The 15,457-nt window shown below is 63.7% G+C and carries 14 protein-coding genes and 2 pseudogenes; 6 read left to right on the top strand and 10 right to left on the bottom strand.

Translation table 11 applies throughout. The features are described from left to right. Positions 1-121 precede the first annotated feature (121 nt). The 6 genes from QA643_RS23845 to QA643_RS23870 are packed head-to-tail and all read right to left on the bottom strand — an operon-like array spanning position 122 to position 5,110. A complete protein-coding gene (locus tag QA643_RS23845) occupies positions 122-967 on the bottom strand; it encodes a hypothetical protein (RefSeq protein WP_283034906.1) in 846 nt (281 codons plus the stop codon). A gap of 7 nt (positions 968-974) precedes the next feature. Continuing rightward, positions 975-1,667: a 4-carboxy-4-hydroxy-2-oxoadipate aldolase/oxaloacetate decarboxylase gene (locus QA643_RS23850; protein ID WP_283028330.1), complete on the bottom strand. Its 693-nt coding sequence runs from the start codon at positions 1,665-1,667 to the stop codon at positions 975-977. Beyond that, entirely contained in the window at positions 1,664-2,389 is a 726-nt protein-coding gene (locus QA643_RS23855) for a PIG-L deacetylase family protein (protein WP_283028331.1), read from the bottom strand. Before QA643_RS23855 ends, QA643_RS23850 begins: the two co-directional genes overlap by 4 nt. Before the next feature lie 58 nt (positions 2,390-2,447). After that, entirely contained in the window at positions 2,448-3,452 is a 1,005-nt protein-coding gene (locus QA643_RS23860; RefSeq protein ID WP_283028332.1) for a tripartite tricarboxylate transporter substrate binding protein, read from the bottom strand. Positions 3,453-3,466: 14 nt separating this feature from the next. Further along, positions 3,467-4,336 (bottom strand): amidohydrolase family protein, encoded by an 870-nt coding sequence (locus tag QA643_RS23865; protein ID WP_283028333.1) that lies wholly within the window; start codon positions 4,334-4,336, stop codon positions 3,467-3,469. Positions 4,337-4,381: 45 nt separating this feature from the next. Then, positions 4,382-5,110 (bottom strand): TetR/AcrR family transcriptional regulator, encoded by a 729-nt coding sequence (locus QA643_RS23870; protein ID WP_283028335.1) that lies wholly within the window; start codon positions 5,108-5,110, stop codon positions 4,382-4,384. 200 nt (positions 5,111-5,310) lie between these two features. On the opposite strand from QA643_RS23870, the gene QA643_RS23875 reads away from it, so the two are divergent. After that, complete coding sequence (locus QA643_RS23875; RefSeq protein ID WP_283034907.1) at positions 5,311-6,258, top strand: tripartite tricarboxylate transporter substrate binding protein; 948 nt, start codon at positions 5,311-5,313, stop codon at positions 6,256-6,258. A 27-nt stretch (positions 6,259-6,285) separates the two neighbouring features. On the opposite strand, the gene QA643_RS23880 is transcribed toward QA643_RS23875, so the two are convergent. Then, on the bottom strand, positions 6,286-7,545 hold the full coding sequence (locus QA643_RS23880) for an MFS transporter (protein ID WP_283028336.1): 1,260 nt from the start codon (positions 7,543-7,545) through the stop codon (positions 6,286-6,288). A gap of 86 nt (positions 7,546-7,631) precedes the next feature. Beyond that, positions 7,632-9,344, bottom strand: a pseudogene (locus QA643_RS23885) (EAL domain-containing protein); the annotation flags it as partial. A 603-nt stretch (positions 9,345-9,947) separates the two neighbouring features. On the opposite strand from QA643_RS23885, the gene QA643_RS23890 reads away from it, so the two are divergent. The 3 genes from QA643_RS23890 (at position 9,948) to QA643_RS23900 (ending at position 12,944) form a co-directional block, all read left to right on the top strand. Further along, on the top strand, positions 9,948-11,732 hold the full coding sequence (locus tag QA643_RS23890) for a DUF87 domain-containing protein (RefSeq protein ID WP_283028337.1): 1,785 nt from the start codon (positions 9,948-9,950) through the stop codon (positions 11,730-11,732). A gap of 108 nt (positions 11,733-11,840) precedes the next feature. Next, the gene (locus QA643_RS23895) at positions 11,841-12,428 is read left to right on the top strand and encodes a peroxidase-related enzyme (RefSeq protein ID WP_283028338.1); all 588 of its coding nucleotides are present in this window, start codon (positions 11,841-11,843) and stop codon (positions 12,426-12,428) included. Between the two features lie 21 nt (positions 12,429-12,449). Then, positions 12,450-12,944, top strand: a complete 495-nt coding sequence (locus QA643_RS23900; protein ID WP_283028339.1) for an MgtC/SapB family protein — start codon at positions 12,450-12,452, stop codon at positions 12,942-12,944. Positions 12,945-12,953: 9 nt separating this feature from the next. On the opposite strand, the pseudogene QA643_RS23905 reads toward QA643_RS23900, so the two are convergent. After that, positions 12,954-13,076 (bottom strand): annotated as a pseudogene (locus QA643_RS23905) (chromosome partitioning protein ParB); the annotation flags it as partial. A 137-nt stretch (positions 13,077-13,213) separates the two neighbouring features. Here QA643_RS23905 and QA643_RS23910 point away from each other — a divergent pair. Then, positions 13,214-13,567: a hypothetical protein gene (locus QA643_RS23910; protein WP_283028340.1), complete on the top strand. Its 354-nt coding sequence runs from the start codon at positions 13,214-13,216 to the stop codon at positions 13,565-13,567. Between the two features lie 299 nt (positions 13,568-13,866). After that, positions 13,867-14,925 carry an alpha/beta fold hydrolase gene (locus QA643_RS23915; protein ID WP_283028341.1) on the top strand — a complete coding sequence of 353 codons (1,059 nt, stop codon included), beginning with the start codon at positions 13,867-13,869 and terminating at the stop codon, positions 14,923-14,925. A 62-nt stretch (positions 14,926-14,987) separates the two neighbouring features. On the opposite strand, the gene QA643_RS23920 is transcribed toward QA643_RS23915, so the two are convergent. Then, a complete protein-coding gene (locus QA643_RS23920; protein ID WP_283028342.1) occupies positions 14,988-15,455 on the bottom strand; it encodes a MarR family transcriptional regulator in 468 nt (155 codons plus the stop codon). Positions 15,456-15,457 lie beyond the last annotated feature (2 nt).

Raw genomic sequence — 15,457 nt, forward strand, 5'->3', positions numbered from 1 at the left:
GAGTTCGTCATACCCCGCGAAGGCGGGGTATCCAGTACGCCGTGCACTCGCAGAACAAACCCGAAGCGCCGCGGCGTACTGGATCATCCGCCTTCGCGGATGATGACAGGTGTGCGGGCAGCTACCTCAGCGCCCGCGTTACATCGTCGAACAATTCATCCACCGCATACGCGCGCGGTATGAGCTTTTGCTGCGCGGAATAATCGATGATCAGTTGCAGCGAGTGCTGCATCTCCTCGCGGCTGAAACGCGGCGCGGCGGGCGAAGCGGCGGCGGCCTCCGTCAACAGCCGATGAACCTCCCGCACGGCATCCGGATGGTTGTCGGCCATGGTCTGGCTCACCACCACTATGTGGTTGATCGGCACTACCCCGTGCTTTTCGAACCAAGCCTTCTCCTCCGCCGCGACATCGGCAAACAGCGGCTGCAAATCCGGATGATCGGATTTTTCGCCGAGCACCGCGTCGAGCTCGCCGTCGATCAACATCTGGATGATCTGCTTGCCGGCGCCAGCCCGCTTGGTCGTATCGACGAATTCAGCGACATGGGCGTCCTCGAACGTGACCCAATCGATCGAATCGAGATCGACGCCATAGTCATTGGCGAGGATACCGCGCAGCCAGGCTCCGGTGGTCGTCGTAAATGAGCGGATGCCGACACGCTTGCCATTGAGGTCGCACGGCCCGAGCTTCCTCGCCTTTGCGTTATAGAGCGCATGCCCGTGCTGAAACCGCGCCAGCACGACATCAGGCAGCAGCACCATCGGCTTGCCGAAGCTCTTCGCCATCAGATAGGTGACGATCGCCATCTCCGAGACGTCGAACGCCCCCTCGCGGACCATCGGTTTGAATCCCTTGTTGGTCGGCGAATATTGCGCGAAATCGAATTCGACCAGATCTGACCTGATCGATCCGTTCTTGAGCGCTGATGTGCCGGGATGGTCACCGAGCAAGGTGCGCAGGCGCATCGCCACCTCAGTCCTCCTCCAGCTCGTCGACGTAGACGAGCCCGGCCTTCGCCAGCGGCTCGCGCATATTGTACATGTCGAGGCCAAGCACGCCGGCCGCGAGTTTCTGGCGCTTGCCATCCTCGTCGGCGCGGCGCTTCTCGCCCTTGGCGACGACCTCGGCCGCGTCCTTGCGCGCGATGACCACCACGCCGTCGTCATCCGCGACGACAGCATCTCCCGGCTTGACGTTGATCCCGGCGCAGACGACCGGCACATTGACCGCGCCGAGCGTCGCTTTCACCGTGCCCTTGGCCGAGATCGCCTTCGACCAGACCGGAAAGCCCATCTCGCGAAGCGATTTGGCGTCGCGAACGCCGGCATCGATGACGAGCCCCTTGACGCCGCGCGCCATCAGCGAGGTCGCCAGCAGATCGCCGAACATACCGTCGGTATTATCTGTCGTGCAGCCTACCACCAGGATGTCGCCGGGCTGGCACTGCTCGACCGCGACATGAATCATCCAGTTATCACCGGGCTGCGTCAGCACGGTCACCGCGGTGCCTGATACCTCCGCCCCACTCCACACCGGGCGCAGATAGGGCTTCATCAGTCCGAAGCGGCCATAAGCCTCATGCGCGGTGGCGACGCCGAGCGCGCCCAGCCGTTTCACGAGATCGGCATCGGTGCGCTTGATGTTGCGAACGACGACCGGTTTCATGCCAATTCCTCCAGCGCCATCGGGAATAGCCGCTGATAAGCCTCGCCATAGGTCATCGGCTTGCCCGTGTTGCGCCCGCCCTGCACACCCCGCTGCAGCGCGACCCGCTCGTAATAGGCCCACAGATGCTTCTGCGCCGCGAGGATCTCGAAGGTCTTGCGCTTGACGTCCCAGACCTCGTCGATGTTGAGGATCACTTGCGGTTTGAAATTGCACATCTCCGGCTGGTGCGGCTCGAACAGAAATACCGGCGGTGCGGAGTACGTATACTTGGCGCCGGGCTTGTGGCCCATCGCCTGCGCGACCACGCGGGTTTCCTGGGCGAAATGCGCGGCGTTCGGATGATCGAAATTATAGGGGTCCTCCAGCGCATGAGTCAGCACGAAGGACGGGTTGAGCTCGCGGTAGATATCGACCATGCGGTCGAAATGCGCCTCCGTCAGCCGCAGCGGATAGTCGCCGGCGTCGAAGAACTCGATCTCCGCCCCGAGCATCTCGGCGGCGCGCTGCGCCTCGTCGCGCCGGCCCGCCTTGACCTTCTCCATCGTCGCGCCCGCCTCCTTCCAGGCGAATTGGCTCTCGCCGCGCTCGCCGAATGACAGGCAGGCGATCTTGATGCGATAGCCCTTCTTGGCGTGCAGCGCGATCGCGCCGCCCGCGCGCCAGACGAAATCGCCGGGATGCGCCGTGACCACAAGGCCTGTTTTTCCAGCATTGCTCATGATCGGGATTTCCTCCTTCGCTTTAAGTCGCAGATGGCCGGCCGCACCGGCCGCGCGACTATTGTTTGGCAATTCCTGCGCGCTCGATCACATCAGCCCACTTGTCGATATCGCCCTTCAGCCGATCGAGGATTTCCTCGGGCGAACTCGCTTTGGCCTCGATGCCGAGATCGAGGGCGCGCTTCTTCATGTCGGGCGCCTCGAGCACCTCGCGCAGCGCGGCGTTCAGCGTCTTGATCACCTCCGGCGGCGTGCCCTTGGGCGCAAAGATCGCGTTCCAGGACCGCGCCTCGAAATCGCCGCCGCCCGCCTCCTTCACCGTCGGCAGATCAGGGAGAAACGTGGTGCGTACCGGCCCCGATGAGGAGACGGCAATCGCCGCCTTGTCGGCGATATGTGACTGCACCGCACTGTAATTCTCGATTGCCAGCTGGATATCGCCGCGCAATAGCGCGATCAGCACTTCCGGCGAGCTGCGGAACGGCACTATGGTGACGTCGACGCCGGCGGTCGATTTGAACAGTTGCGCCGCAAGATTCTGTGTCGATCCGACATTGATGGTGCCGACATTGAGCGCACCCGGCTTCTGCTTCGCCGCCTTGATGAACTCGGCCAGCGTCGGATATGGCGCGCCGGCCTTCGTGACGAAGATGAAGTCGAAATAGCCCATGCTCGATACCGGCACGAAGTCGGTCACCGGATTGAACGTCAGGTTCTTGAACAGCGAGACGGAAATCGCGGTGCCGTTGCTGAACAGCGCCAGCGTATAACCGTCCGGTGGCGAGGACAGCACAGCGCGCGCGGCGTTGATGCCGCCGGCGCCCGGCATGTTTTCGATGACGAAGCGCTGGCCGAGCTTTTCGCCGAGCCTTTCCGTGACGAGCCGCGCCGTGACATCGGCCACCCCGCCCGCGCCGAAGGGGAGGATCAGCCGCACCGGCTTGTTCGGATAGGTTTGCGCGTGCGCCATTTGCGGCAGGAACAATGCCGCCAGCAGCGCAGCCGTCGCCGCAAACGGCGCGCGGCGCCGGTTCAGGCTGTTTCGCTTGCCCTTGTCCGCCACTGTATGCGCTCCTTTCAGAACTCGAACAGCAGCGCCGGATTGTCGACCAGAATCTTCTGCTGCAATTCCACTTCCGGTGCAAACAGTGGAATGAGGTCGACCAGGTCGCCGTCGTTCGGCATCACCTTCACATTGGGATGCGGCCAGTCGGTTCCCCAGATCACGCGGTCCGGCGCGGTCTCGATGATCTTACGTGCAAAAGGCACGGCGTCATGGAACGGCGGCCCGCTGGAGGATACTCGCTCGCAGCCGCAGACCTTGACCCAGCATTTCTCATCCCGCTGCATCAGGTCAATCAGGGTCCGGAACGGAAGCTGGTCGAGGCCGTCCGACGCCTTGACGCGGCCCATGTGATCGATGGTGTACCGCACCGGGAGTTTTGCCAGCAACTCGGCATACTCAGGCAAGTCGATGGCATCGAAATGCAGGTCGATATGCCAGCCGAGCGGCGCTACCATGGCGACGATGCGGTGGAACACCCGCATATCAGGCACGCCGCCGAGGTGGCGCACGAAATTGAAGCGGCAGCCGCGAAAGCCGCCCTCGTGCAATTCGCGCAGGCCCCGCTCGGTGATGGTGTCGTCGATATTGGCGACAGCCCGAAACGTGTTGTCGCTAACCGCGATGGCGTCCAGCGCCACGCGGTTATCGGTGCCGTGCACGGATGCATTGACGATGACGGCGCGGCCGATCCCGAGCTTCTTGTGCAGCGCGCGGAAATCCTCCAGCGGTGCATCCGGCGGCGTATAGGGCCGTCCCGGTGCATAAGGATATTTGTCGCCAGGACCGAAGATGTGGGTATGCGCGTCGCAGGCCAGCGGCGGCAGCTTGAATTTCGGCGTGCGCGTATTGGGATCGGGTCCGGGAATCGTCGGCTTGTTCATGGTGCTTTCTGCAGGCTTGCTCGCGCTTGATCATTTCGGCGATAGCTAGTCGGCCGTATCTTCTTTTCGCTTTCGGCCGGCGGTTACCGCCGTGCGCGGTTGAACAGGTTTGGGGCGACGCGACGCGTTGTCGATGTGATCGATATCAGACGCCTGCAGTGAGGCGACCGTCGCGGAGACGATTTGCTCGATCGCTTCCGCCATGTCGGCGCCGTCGGCTTCGCCGCGCGAGAGCCGCGTCACCCGCTCCGGATTGACCAGCGTATAATAGAGTGCGCCGAGCAGGAACTGCGACCGCCACACGATGGTCGTTCGCGGGATATGCGGAAGGCTGTCCACGATCGCGTCGATGAAGGCGTTGGTAGTGTCGTCGAAGATTTCCGCGATGATGCGGCCGACCACGGCGTTGCCTTCGGCCGACATGACCGCGCGAAGCCGGGTGAAGCGCGCCCCGCCCCCGGCAAGATCGCTGCTGGACGAAAAGGCCGGCTGCACATAGGCGCGGACGATCGCCTCCAGCCGATCCTGAACGTCGCGCACCCGCTGCGCCGCCACCAGCAGCTCAATGCGGCGCTTGTTCATCGGGCCGCAGTGGCGCTTGTAGATTTCGAGCAGCAGCCCGTCCTTGCTCTTGAAATGATAGGTGATGCTGCCCGGATTGGCGCCGGCTTCCAGCGCGATGTCGCGGATCGACACTGCATTGAAGCCGCGCGTCGAAAACAACAGTTCCGCCGCGCTCAATATGGCTTCCCGCATGTTCGGGTTTCGCGTCATGGCATTTGCTTTCCGTTCTCGACTTTTGTACGTTTGTACAAAATATCAGGTCTAGTCAACAAACATCTGCGCAGGTTGGGCCGCCATGATGGCTGGGCCGGATGCGGGAGAGCCGCCGAATGCGCGGATTTTTTTGAAATGATACCGCCAATACAAGAGGACCTTCCCTGATGATCCCTCGCAGAGCATTCATCCGCGGCATGATTGCCGCGACCCTGCTTTCACTGGCCGGCACGGGCGCCCATGCAGACCAGTTCCCAGCCAAGCCCGTGCGTATCCTGGTGCCTTATGCCGCCGGCGGCGCGGTCGACGTGCTGGCGCGCACGCTCGCACAATCGCTGTCGAAGACCTGGGGACAGCAGCCGGTGATCGAAAACCGTCCGGGCGCCGGCGGAATCATCGCCTCGCAGGCGCTGACGCAATCGCCGCCGGACGGCTTCACGCTGATCCTGGTCGCCAGCGGCCATCCGCTGAACCAGTTCTTCTATCCAAAGCTGCCCTACGACACCTTCAAGGATTTCACCGCCATCAGCGAGATTGCCTATTCGCCGCTGGCGATCGTGGTGTCCAAAAATAGCCAGGTGAAGAATCTGCAGGAGCTGCTGGCGACCGCGCGCGAAAAGCCGGGGTCGCTGTCCTACGGCATGTCCGGCAACGGCACCTCGGCGCATCTCGCCGGCGAACTGCTCAACTACATGGCCAAGGTCAAGATCCAGGCGATTCCCTACAAGGGTGGCGCCCCCGCTCTCACTGCAGTCATCGCGGGCGAAATTCCGATGAGCGTCAATCCGCTGCCAGAAGTGGTCGGACAGCTCGAAGGCAATGCGGTGCGCGCCCTCGCCGTGACGACGGCCCAGCGTTCCAAGGCGCTATCAGATGTTCCGACCGTCGCCGAGGCCGCCATCCCCGGCTATGACGCTTCGGTCTGGTGGGGCTTTCTTGGCCCCGCGGGCATGGCTCCCGACTTGGTCGCCAAAATCCATGCCGACCTCGCCGCTGCGCTGAAGGATCCGGTCGTTGTCACCGCGCTGGAAAAGATGGGCGCGACGCCGGTCGGCAATTCGCCCAAGGAGTTTGACGCCTTCATGCGTGCGGAGGCGGCGAAGTGGGAGCCGGTGCTGAAGGAGGCGAATATCAAGGTGCAGTGAGATAGCGGCGCCGGCGGCGCGGTCCACTCACCGCGCATTCGCCGGCGCGTGCACGTGCCAGAGGTCGGCGCGCCAGTGCAGCACGATCGCCAGCATCAGCGCGAGGCCGGCCGCGGCGTAGATCGTGCCGGTCGCAGCAAAGCCGATCTCGTCGATCAGGCTGCCGGCGGCGAGCAAGCCGATCGGCAGCCCATAGATCACCATCATGCGCACGCCCATCACGCGGCCGCGGAAATTCTCGCTTGACGTGCGCATCAGGATGACGGCGATCGAGATCATGGCAAGGCTCTGCGAAAAGCCCGCCACCACGAGGCACACGATCGCAGTCGGCACCGTCTGCATCTGCACGAACACCACCAGGGTCGCGTACCAGACGACGGTCGCAGCGATCATCAGCCGCGCCACGCGGATATCGCGGATCAGGCTCAGCACGATCGAGCCGGCCAGCGAGCCGATCGCAAAGCTCGCCGACAGATAGCCGAGCCCGGTCTGGTTGGTGCCGTAGATTGTCTTGGCGATATAGGGCAAAAGCCCATTGGTGAGCGGATAGGCGGTCAGGTTGGCGAGGAAGGCCACCCACAGCGCGGCCTGCATCCGCGGTGTGGTCCAGCAATAGGCCACGCCCTCCTTGAGATCGCGCAGCGGCGAGCGCTGCAGCGCCTCGCCGGCCGCCTCGCCCGCCGCCGTCAGCTTTTTCGGTGCGACGACACACAGCGTCAGCGCGGTCGCGGTCAAATAGAGGCAGACGATCGCGACATAGGCCGGACCCATGCCGAGCGAGGCAAACAGCCCGGCGCCGCTCAGCGCACCGGCGATGCGCGCAGTGTCCATCGTCGTGCGCGAGATGCTGATCGCGCCGACGAGCTGGCCATGCGGCATGATGGTCGCGACCAGCGCACCGCGCACGCCGAGATCCGAGGGGCGGACGATACCCATCACGGCCGCGACCATGAACACGTAGACCGGCGCAAGATGACCTGACAGCGCCAGCATCATCAGCACCGCAGCCAGCACCGCGTAGGTCGCGCGCATCATCCCCAAGAGATCGCGATGCCCGATCCGGTCGCCGACGACGCCGAACATCGGCGCGACCAAGGTGCCGACATAGCCGAGCGAGGCGAACAGCGTGAGCAGCAGGACCGAGCCGGTCTCGACCAGTACGTACCAGCCGAGAATCAGCGTCTCCATCTCGAACGCCCAGGAGGTCAGCAGGTCGGCCGGCCACTGGAAACGGTAATTCCTGACCTGAAATGGCGCCAGCGCGGAAGATCGCGCGGGCTCGCTCAAGATGCGTTCTCGCGATTCATCGCGATCCACCCTGCCCTGTTTCTTGTTTTTTCCTTCTTTGTCGATAGCAAGCCGTGGGCGGCGTTTCAAGCAGCCGACATCGCTCTGCCGGTATGCGTCAATAGCAGCCGCCGCACTTCCGCGGCCGGTATCGCGGGGCTGAACAGATAGCCCTGCATTTCGTTGCAGCCGAGGATGTACAGGAGATTCCGCTGCTGCTCGGTTTCGACACCCTCCGCCGTCGTCATCATGTCGCTGGCGGCGGCGATGTTCACGACGGCCTGGACGATCGACGAGGACGCGCCGGGACCGGCGATGTCGCGGATGAAGGCGCGGTCGATCTTGATCTTGTCGAACGGGAATCGCTGCAGGTAGCTGAGCGAGGAATAGCCGGTGCCGAAATCATCGAGCGCGATCCGCACGCCCAGCTTGCGCAATTGATGCAGCGCCTCGAGCGCGGCTTCGTCGTCGCGGATCAACACCGCCTCGGTGATCTCGAGCTCCAGCCGGCTCGCCGAAAGTCCGCATGCCGCAAGCGCCGCCGCCACATTCAACGCCAGCGACTGGCTCCTGAACTGCACCGGCGAGACGTTGACCGCGATGCGGACGTGGTCCGGCCAGCTGGCCGCCTCGGCGCAGGCGGCATTGAGCACCCAGAGGCCGAGCTGATTGATCAGGCCGCTGTCTTCCGCGATCGGGATGAACTCCGCCGGCGAAACCATACCGCGTTCGGGATGCCGCCAGCGGAGCAGCGCCTCGCAGGAACTGATCTTGCCGCTCTCGATATTGACCACGGGCTGATAATGGATCTCGAGACCGCCATCGCTGATTGCCTGGCGCAGCTCGAGCTCGAGGCTTCGCCGCGCCTTGGCGCGCTGATCCATGCCGGCCTCGAAGAAACGATAGGTCCGCCGCCCATCGCCCTTGGCGCCGTAGAGCGCAAGATCCGCGTTCCTGAGCAACTGGTCGAGATCGATCCCGTCGCCCGGCGCCAGCGCTATTCCAATCGAGGCATCGGTGGTGATCAGATGTCCCGCACATTCGAACGGTTGCCGGATCGCCGAATGGATTTCATCGACGAGCCGCATGGTTTCCGCGCGGTCCTTGATGGCCGTTTGAATGACGGCAAACTCATCGCCGCCGAGCCGCGCCGCCACGTCGGTTTCCTTGAGGCAACCGCGCAGGCGGCCGGCAACGCCCTTGAGCAGTTCGTCGCCGATCGGATGGCCGAGCGCATCGTTGACGCTCTTGAATTCGTCGATGTCGATATAGAGAACGGCAAGATGTTCATCCGGCCCAACCGCTTCGAGCGCCTGCTCGAGCCGCGCGCGGAACAGGAGCCGATTGGGCAAGTCGGTCAGGCCATCGAAATGCGCGAGATGCGCGATCCTCTCCTCGGCGCGCGTGCGCTCGGTGATGTCTTCGATGGTGGCGACCCAGCCGCCGCTCTTCAGCGGGCGATTGATGATCTCGATCGCGCGGCCGCCCGGCGCCTGCGTCAGCTGGCGCGTGGCTTTACCGAGCCGCACCGTCTGAATGATCGCGTTGCAGAATTCATCGACGTCGCCGTCGAACGACCCGGTTTCCTTGCGGTGCTCAATCAGCCGCTGCATGGTGCAGCCCGGCTTGGCCACCTCAGGCGACAGCCCGAACATGTCGAGATAGGGCTCGTTGCAGATGATGATCCGCGCGGATGCATCATAGAGGACAAGGCCTTGCGGAATATTGTTCACGGCGATCGAGAGCTGGCGCCGCTCCGCTGCCAGGCGCTGATCCGTCAAGCGATCGCGCCTCACCAAAAGGCCGGCGATGACAGAAAGAACGGTAACGAGCGCCAGCAATACGCCTTCGCGAAGACTCCATGCTGCCGGATCGGCTGTGATCACCGCAGCCAGCACGATCCCGCACAGCACGAGAAGCTTGACCGTTCCGCCTCCCGGCGCAAACCCGGCCGAGCCGCTCGATGTCTGATGACCGTCCTCGTTGCTCACCCGGCATGCCCTCGGAATGCGGCAGGAGCCTGTGCAATGGAATCCAGACCGCAAGTCAGTGTCCCCCGGGCATTGTCGCGCAAGAGTGATGGAAGGGGCGTTACAACTTGCGGTTAGCGATCGGTTACCTCGCACACGCGCCGGCCCCGATCCGCGATCCCGACTCAAGAGGTTGCCGGGACATGGTTCACGGAACGCCCCTCTCGTCCGAAGTGGTAAACGGATGATTAATTCGGAAGCCGTCACGTGCTCAGTCGAAAATACAAGAAAGTCCTTATTTTCCAGCGCGAACAGCGCCCGGCGACGACGACTGAGTGGGATTGCAGAAACGGATCCTGATCGAGATGCCGCAGATTTAGCCAATGCAGAACTGCGTCTGTTTAACCGTTTCGCTAGCCGCGGCTGCCCATAATGGGGGCCAGACCCCAATTCAAGAGATCCAGGTTCAATAGCGTGACATCCCTCGGACGTGTGATTTCCGTGCGCGGCTCCCTCGCCCGGGTCGGACTTCTGGCGTCGGGCCAGATGCCCGTCTCCGAACTGCGCGCCACCGTCGGCCGCTTCATCAGCATCCGCTGTGCGACAACCACCACCATCGTTGCCATGATCACGGAAGTATCGTGCGAGCACCAGCTGAGCTCGGACGAATACATGGCGACCGCGTCGGTCGATTTGCTCGGCGAGATTTCCGGCGGTGAGCGCCCCAAGTTTCAGCGCGGCGTGACCAACTATCCGACCATCGGCGACGCCGTCGACCTGATCACGGCCCAGGACCTGCGCACCGTGTACGCGCCGAGCGGCTCCGATCAGATCAATGTCGGCAACCTGCAGCAGGACCGCTCCGTCATCGCCTATGTCGACGTCGAGGAAATGCTGTCCAAGCACTTCGCGGTGCTCGGCTCCACCGGCGTCGGCAAATCGACCAGCGTGTCGCTGCTGCTCAACGAGATCCTCAAGGCGCGGCCGAACCTGCGCATTTTCCTACTCGACGTGCACAATGAATATGGCCGCTGCTTCGGCGACCGCGCGCTGGTGCTCAATCCGCGCAACCTGAAACTGCCGTTCTGGCTGTTCAACTTCGAGGAAATCGTCGACGTGCTGTTCGGTGGCCGTCCCGGCGTGCCCGACGAGCTCGATGTCCTGGCCGAAGTCATTCCGCAGGCGAAAGGCATCTACACCCAGTACCAGAACTCCGACCGGCTCGGGCTGAAGCGTCTCGACCCCAGGTCGGGCGGCTACACGGTGGACACGCCGGTGCCGTACCGGCTGGTCGATCTGATCTCGCTGATCGACGAGCGAATGGGTAAGCTCGAGAACCGCTCCTCGCGCATCATCTATCACAAGCTTATCTCGCGCATCGAGACCGTGCGCAACGACCCGCGTTACGCCTTCATGTTCGACAACGCCAATGTCGGCGGCGACACCATGGCGGAAGTGATCAGCCATCTGTTCCGGCTGCCGGCCAACGGCCGGCCGATGACCATCATGCAGCTCGCGGGTTTTCCGGCTGAAGTCGTCGATTCCGTGGTGTCGGTGCTGTGCCGCATGGCGTTCGATTTCGGCCTGTGGAGCGACGGCGTCTCGCCATTGCTGTTCGTCTGCGAGGAGGCGCACCGCTACGCCTCGGCCGACCGCAACATCGGTTTCGGTCCGACCCGCAAGGCGGTTTCGCGCATCGCCAAGGAAGGCCGCAAATACGGCGTGTTTCTCGGCCTCGTCACCCAGCGTCCGGCCGAGCTCGACGCCACCATCATCTCCCAGTGCAACACACTGTTTGCGATGCGCCTCGCCAACGACCGCGACCAGGCGCTGCTGCGCTCGGCGGTCTCCGACGCCGCGGCAAACCTGTTGTCGTTCGTGCCCTCGCTCGGCACCCGCGAAGTGCTGGCGTTCGGCGAAGGTGTGGCGCTGCCGACGCGGCTCCGCTTCAAGGAGGTTCCGGTTCACCAGCTGCCGCGCAGCGAGGCCACCATCGCCTCGGTGCCGTCGGTCGCCGCCGGCCATGACATGCACTTCGTCTCCGCCGTGTTGGACCGCTGGCGCGGCGCCACCTCCAACCGCGACGTGCCGAACGATCCCGTAGGCGGCGAGCGGCCGAGCGCCCGCGTCATGACGCCGGTGGAAGCGCCGATGCTGCAGCCCTCGATGGGGCTCGATCCCGACCGCTTCTCCCTGTTGAAGAAGCCGCTGCGCTGAAGCTGGGCGGGCTCGCGTAAATTCTTCGCGCGAGCCGGTATCCACTTTGCCGCAATAGGATATATGGTTTCGGCAATGCCGCCACGCGGCCTTTAGCCGGAACCCGTCATGACCAAGCCTGCTACGCCCAGCCGATTTCAGCCGCCCACCATCGATAAGCTGCCGGAGGATATCCGCACTCGGATTCTCGCCGTGCAGGAGAAATCCGGATTTGTGCCGAACGTCTTTTTGACGCTGGCCTACCGGCCTGACGAATTTCGCGCCTTCTTTGCCTATCACGACGCGCTGATGGAGAAGGATAGCGGGCTGACCAAAGCCGAGCGCGAGATGATCGTGGTGGCGACGTCGGCCGCCAACCAGTGCCATTACTGCGTGATCGCCCATGGCGCCATCCTGCGCATCCGCGCCAAGAACCCAGAGATCGCCGACCAGATCGCGGTCAACTATCGCAAGGCCGACATCACGCCGCGGCAGCGCGCGATGCTCGACTTCGCCATGAAGGTAAGCCGCACGGCAAACGAGGTCTCGGAAGCCGACCTGGCCGAGATCGCCGGCCACGGCTTTTCCGACGACGACATCTGGGACATCACCGCGATCGCGGCATTCTTTGCGCTGTCGAACCGGTTGGCCAACGTCACCGCGATGCGCCCGAACAACGAGTTCTACATGATGGGACGGCTGCCCAAGCAAGGCTGAGACGGCACGGAGTTTGTCGCGTTGCTGGACTGGAGCGAAATCATCTTACGGCTCGGCGTGGCCACGCTGGCCGGCTGCCTGATCGGTCTCAACCGCGATCTGCACGGCAAGCCGATCGGATTGAAGACGCTGGGACTGGTCAGCCTTGCGACGGCCACGATGCTGGTGCCAGTTCATTCGGACCAAGCCTGGATCGTGTCGGACGCCGGCAGCCGGGTGATACAGGGAATCCTGACCGGGATCGGTTTTCTTGGCGCCGGCGTCATTGTCCACGCGGGAAGACATTTCAGGGTTCGTGGGCTCACCAGCGCCGCCTGCACTTGGCTTGCGGCCTGCATCGGCATTGTCTGCGGCCTCGGACAATGGCGACTGGTCACCGTTGCATTGGTCATCACCTTCGCGATTCTGATCATTGGCGCCCGAATGGAAGGCTGGCTGCACAAAAAGCTTGGCGGGGAGGACGAGAACGCGCTGCAACCTCCTCCCGCCGCTCCGTCGGACAAACTACCGACGTAGCACCGTTATCTAGTCTGGTCCGCACCAACCCGGCAGATAGACCGCGTCCTTGCTCTTCGCAAGATCGAGCGCCTCTCCCATCGGCTTGGCGAAATCCTCCTCTACGCTGTTGCGCGATAATTTCGTCCGGATTGCCTGGAGGAGCACCTGCGGCACCGGGTTCCAGCAGACATTGCACGGATCGGATGGCTGCCAAGCCAAAACATTTCATGTTGGAAGCGCTGCCGCCGTGCTATGAAAGGCACAGGAATTCTCGCGGACCGGCAGCAGTGAAAACCGAGCGGCCTATTGTTTCGGACGAAGAGCACGTCGTGCTCAAGTTCCGGCCGCGCACCTCCGCCCATCCGCCCGCGCGGCGCGACAACGCCGCACCGGCCAAGGTCGCACCGATGAAGGCGCAGCCCGCGGCCAACGATCTTTCCCGTTACGAGCAGCCGCGCGATGAGGCTGACGAATTCCGTCACCGCATGCTCGCCAATGTCGCGGCCTTCGCCTTTACCGTGGCGCTGACTGCGATCGGCATCTGGCTTGCCGTGAGCATCGCCGATCTCCGCAAGACCCAGGACTGTGTCCTGATGGGCCGCCGCGACTGCGCCCGGATCTCGGTGACGCCGCAGGGGTAATGGAGCGTCGCTTCGCTGCGCTCGCGATGACGCGCACCCCTCGATTGTCGTCCCACGCGAAGGCGGGGGACCCAGTACGCCGCGGCCTCTCGGTTCTTTCACTAACGTCTCTGGAATACTGGGTCACCCGCTCCAGTGCGCAATTGCGCACAAGGCGGGTGACGACAGCTGAATGCGACGTGAAAGGCCAATCACTCCGTGGCGCCGTTCGCGGTCGCGCCGGGCAGGAATAAAGTGTAGGGTGCACAAACCCACCTACGAAAATCACAAGCAAAACGAAGAATAGCAGGGAGGCACCGTTGAAGCTTTCAATCGGGACCGCAGGCATTTTTCTGGCAACGCTCCTTTCCGTTCCCGCGCTGGCACAGACGACGGCGCTCGTGACCGAAGAGATGATGGTCAAGACATCAGATCCCGGCATCGATATCTACGTTCGCAACAAGCGGCCGGCCGACATGACCGCATTCCGGCCGGAGCAGACCGTGCTCTATGTCCACGGTGCGACCTATCCCTCCGAGACCGCGTTCGACCTCAAGCTGGATGGCCTATCCTGGATGGAATACATCGCCTCGCGCGGCTACGACGTATGGCTGCTCGACCTGCGCGGCTATGGCAAATCGACCCGCCCGCGCGAAATGGCCGAAAAGGCGGACGCCAATCCGCCGATCGTAACCGGGCAGACCGCGGTCAAGGACATCGGCACCGCTGTCGATTTCATCCTGAAGCACCGCAACATTCCGCGTCTCAACCTGCTCGGCTGGTCGTGGGGCACGACGCTGATGGCGACGTACACCACGCAGAACGCCTCGAAGGTCGAACGTCTCGTGCTCTACGCGCCGTCCTGGATCCGGCAGACGCCGTCGCTCGTGCAGGCCGGCGCGGGCAAGCTCGGCGCCTACCGCACGGTGACGCGCGACCAGGCGAAGGAGCGCTGGTACACTGGCGTGCCCGAGGACAAGAAGGCCGGTCTCATTCCGCCCGGCTGGTTCGACGCCTGGGCCGATGCTACCTTCGCGACCGATCCCGACGGCGCGACGATGAATCCTCCCGTGCTTCGTGCGCCGAACGGCGTGGTGCAGGACGGCGCCGAATTCTTCGGCGCCGGCAAGCCCTATTACGATCCCGCCAAGATCACGGTGCCGACGCTGCTCGTCCACGCCGAATGGGACCGCGACACGCCGCCCTACATGGCGCAGACGCTGTTTCCGCTGCTGGTCAACTCGCCGGACAAACGCTACGTGGCGCTCGCCGAGGGCACGCACACCATCATCATGGAACGCAACCGCCTAAAACTGTTCGAGGCCGTGCAGGCGTTTCTGGATGAGGGGAACGACAAGGCAAAGCGTAGGGCGGATTAGCGGCAGCGCAATCCGCCGCCCGGCGCGCGGGCATTGTCAACCCGAGGATGAAGCGCCCGCCGTCATCCCAACTCCGCCGCCCGCAGCGGCGCGCGGCTGAGTTCGTTGCCGGCGGCGATCGCTTTCCGCAGCAGCCGCATCAGCTCGGCGCCCTCCTTGGCGGTGAGGCCGCGCAGCATGGTGCGTTGGGCCGCCTCGACCGCCGGCGTGATCGCGCGCAGCGTCCGCTTGCCGCTTTCAGTGATCTGCAATTCGCGGGCGCGGCGGTCGCGGGCACTCGCCTGCCGCACCAACAGGCCCTTCTGCACCAGGCGGTCGACTACGCCGGTGATGGTGGTGCGGTCGTAGGCGATCAGGCCGGCGAGCGTCACCTGATCGATACCCGAGTTGAGCTTGATGGCTGCGAGCGCCGCATATTGCACGGGCGTGAGGTCGAAACCCGCCCCCTCGACCTCGGCGAGGAACACCGCCACCGCGATCTGCTGGAAGCGGCGGGCCAGATGGCCCGGCATCTCGTTGTTATCTCTCACCG

This window comes from Bradyrhizobium sp. CB3481, from assembly GCF_029714305.1.
In the GTDB taxonomy this organism is placed as follows: Bacteria; Pseudomonadota; Alphaproteobacteria; order Rhizobiales; family Xanthobacteraceae; genus Bradyrhizobium.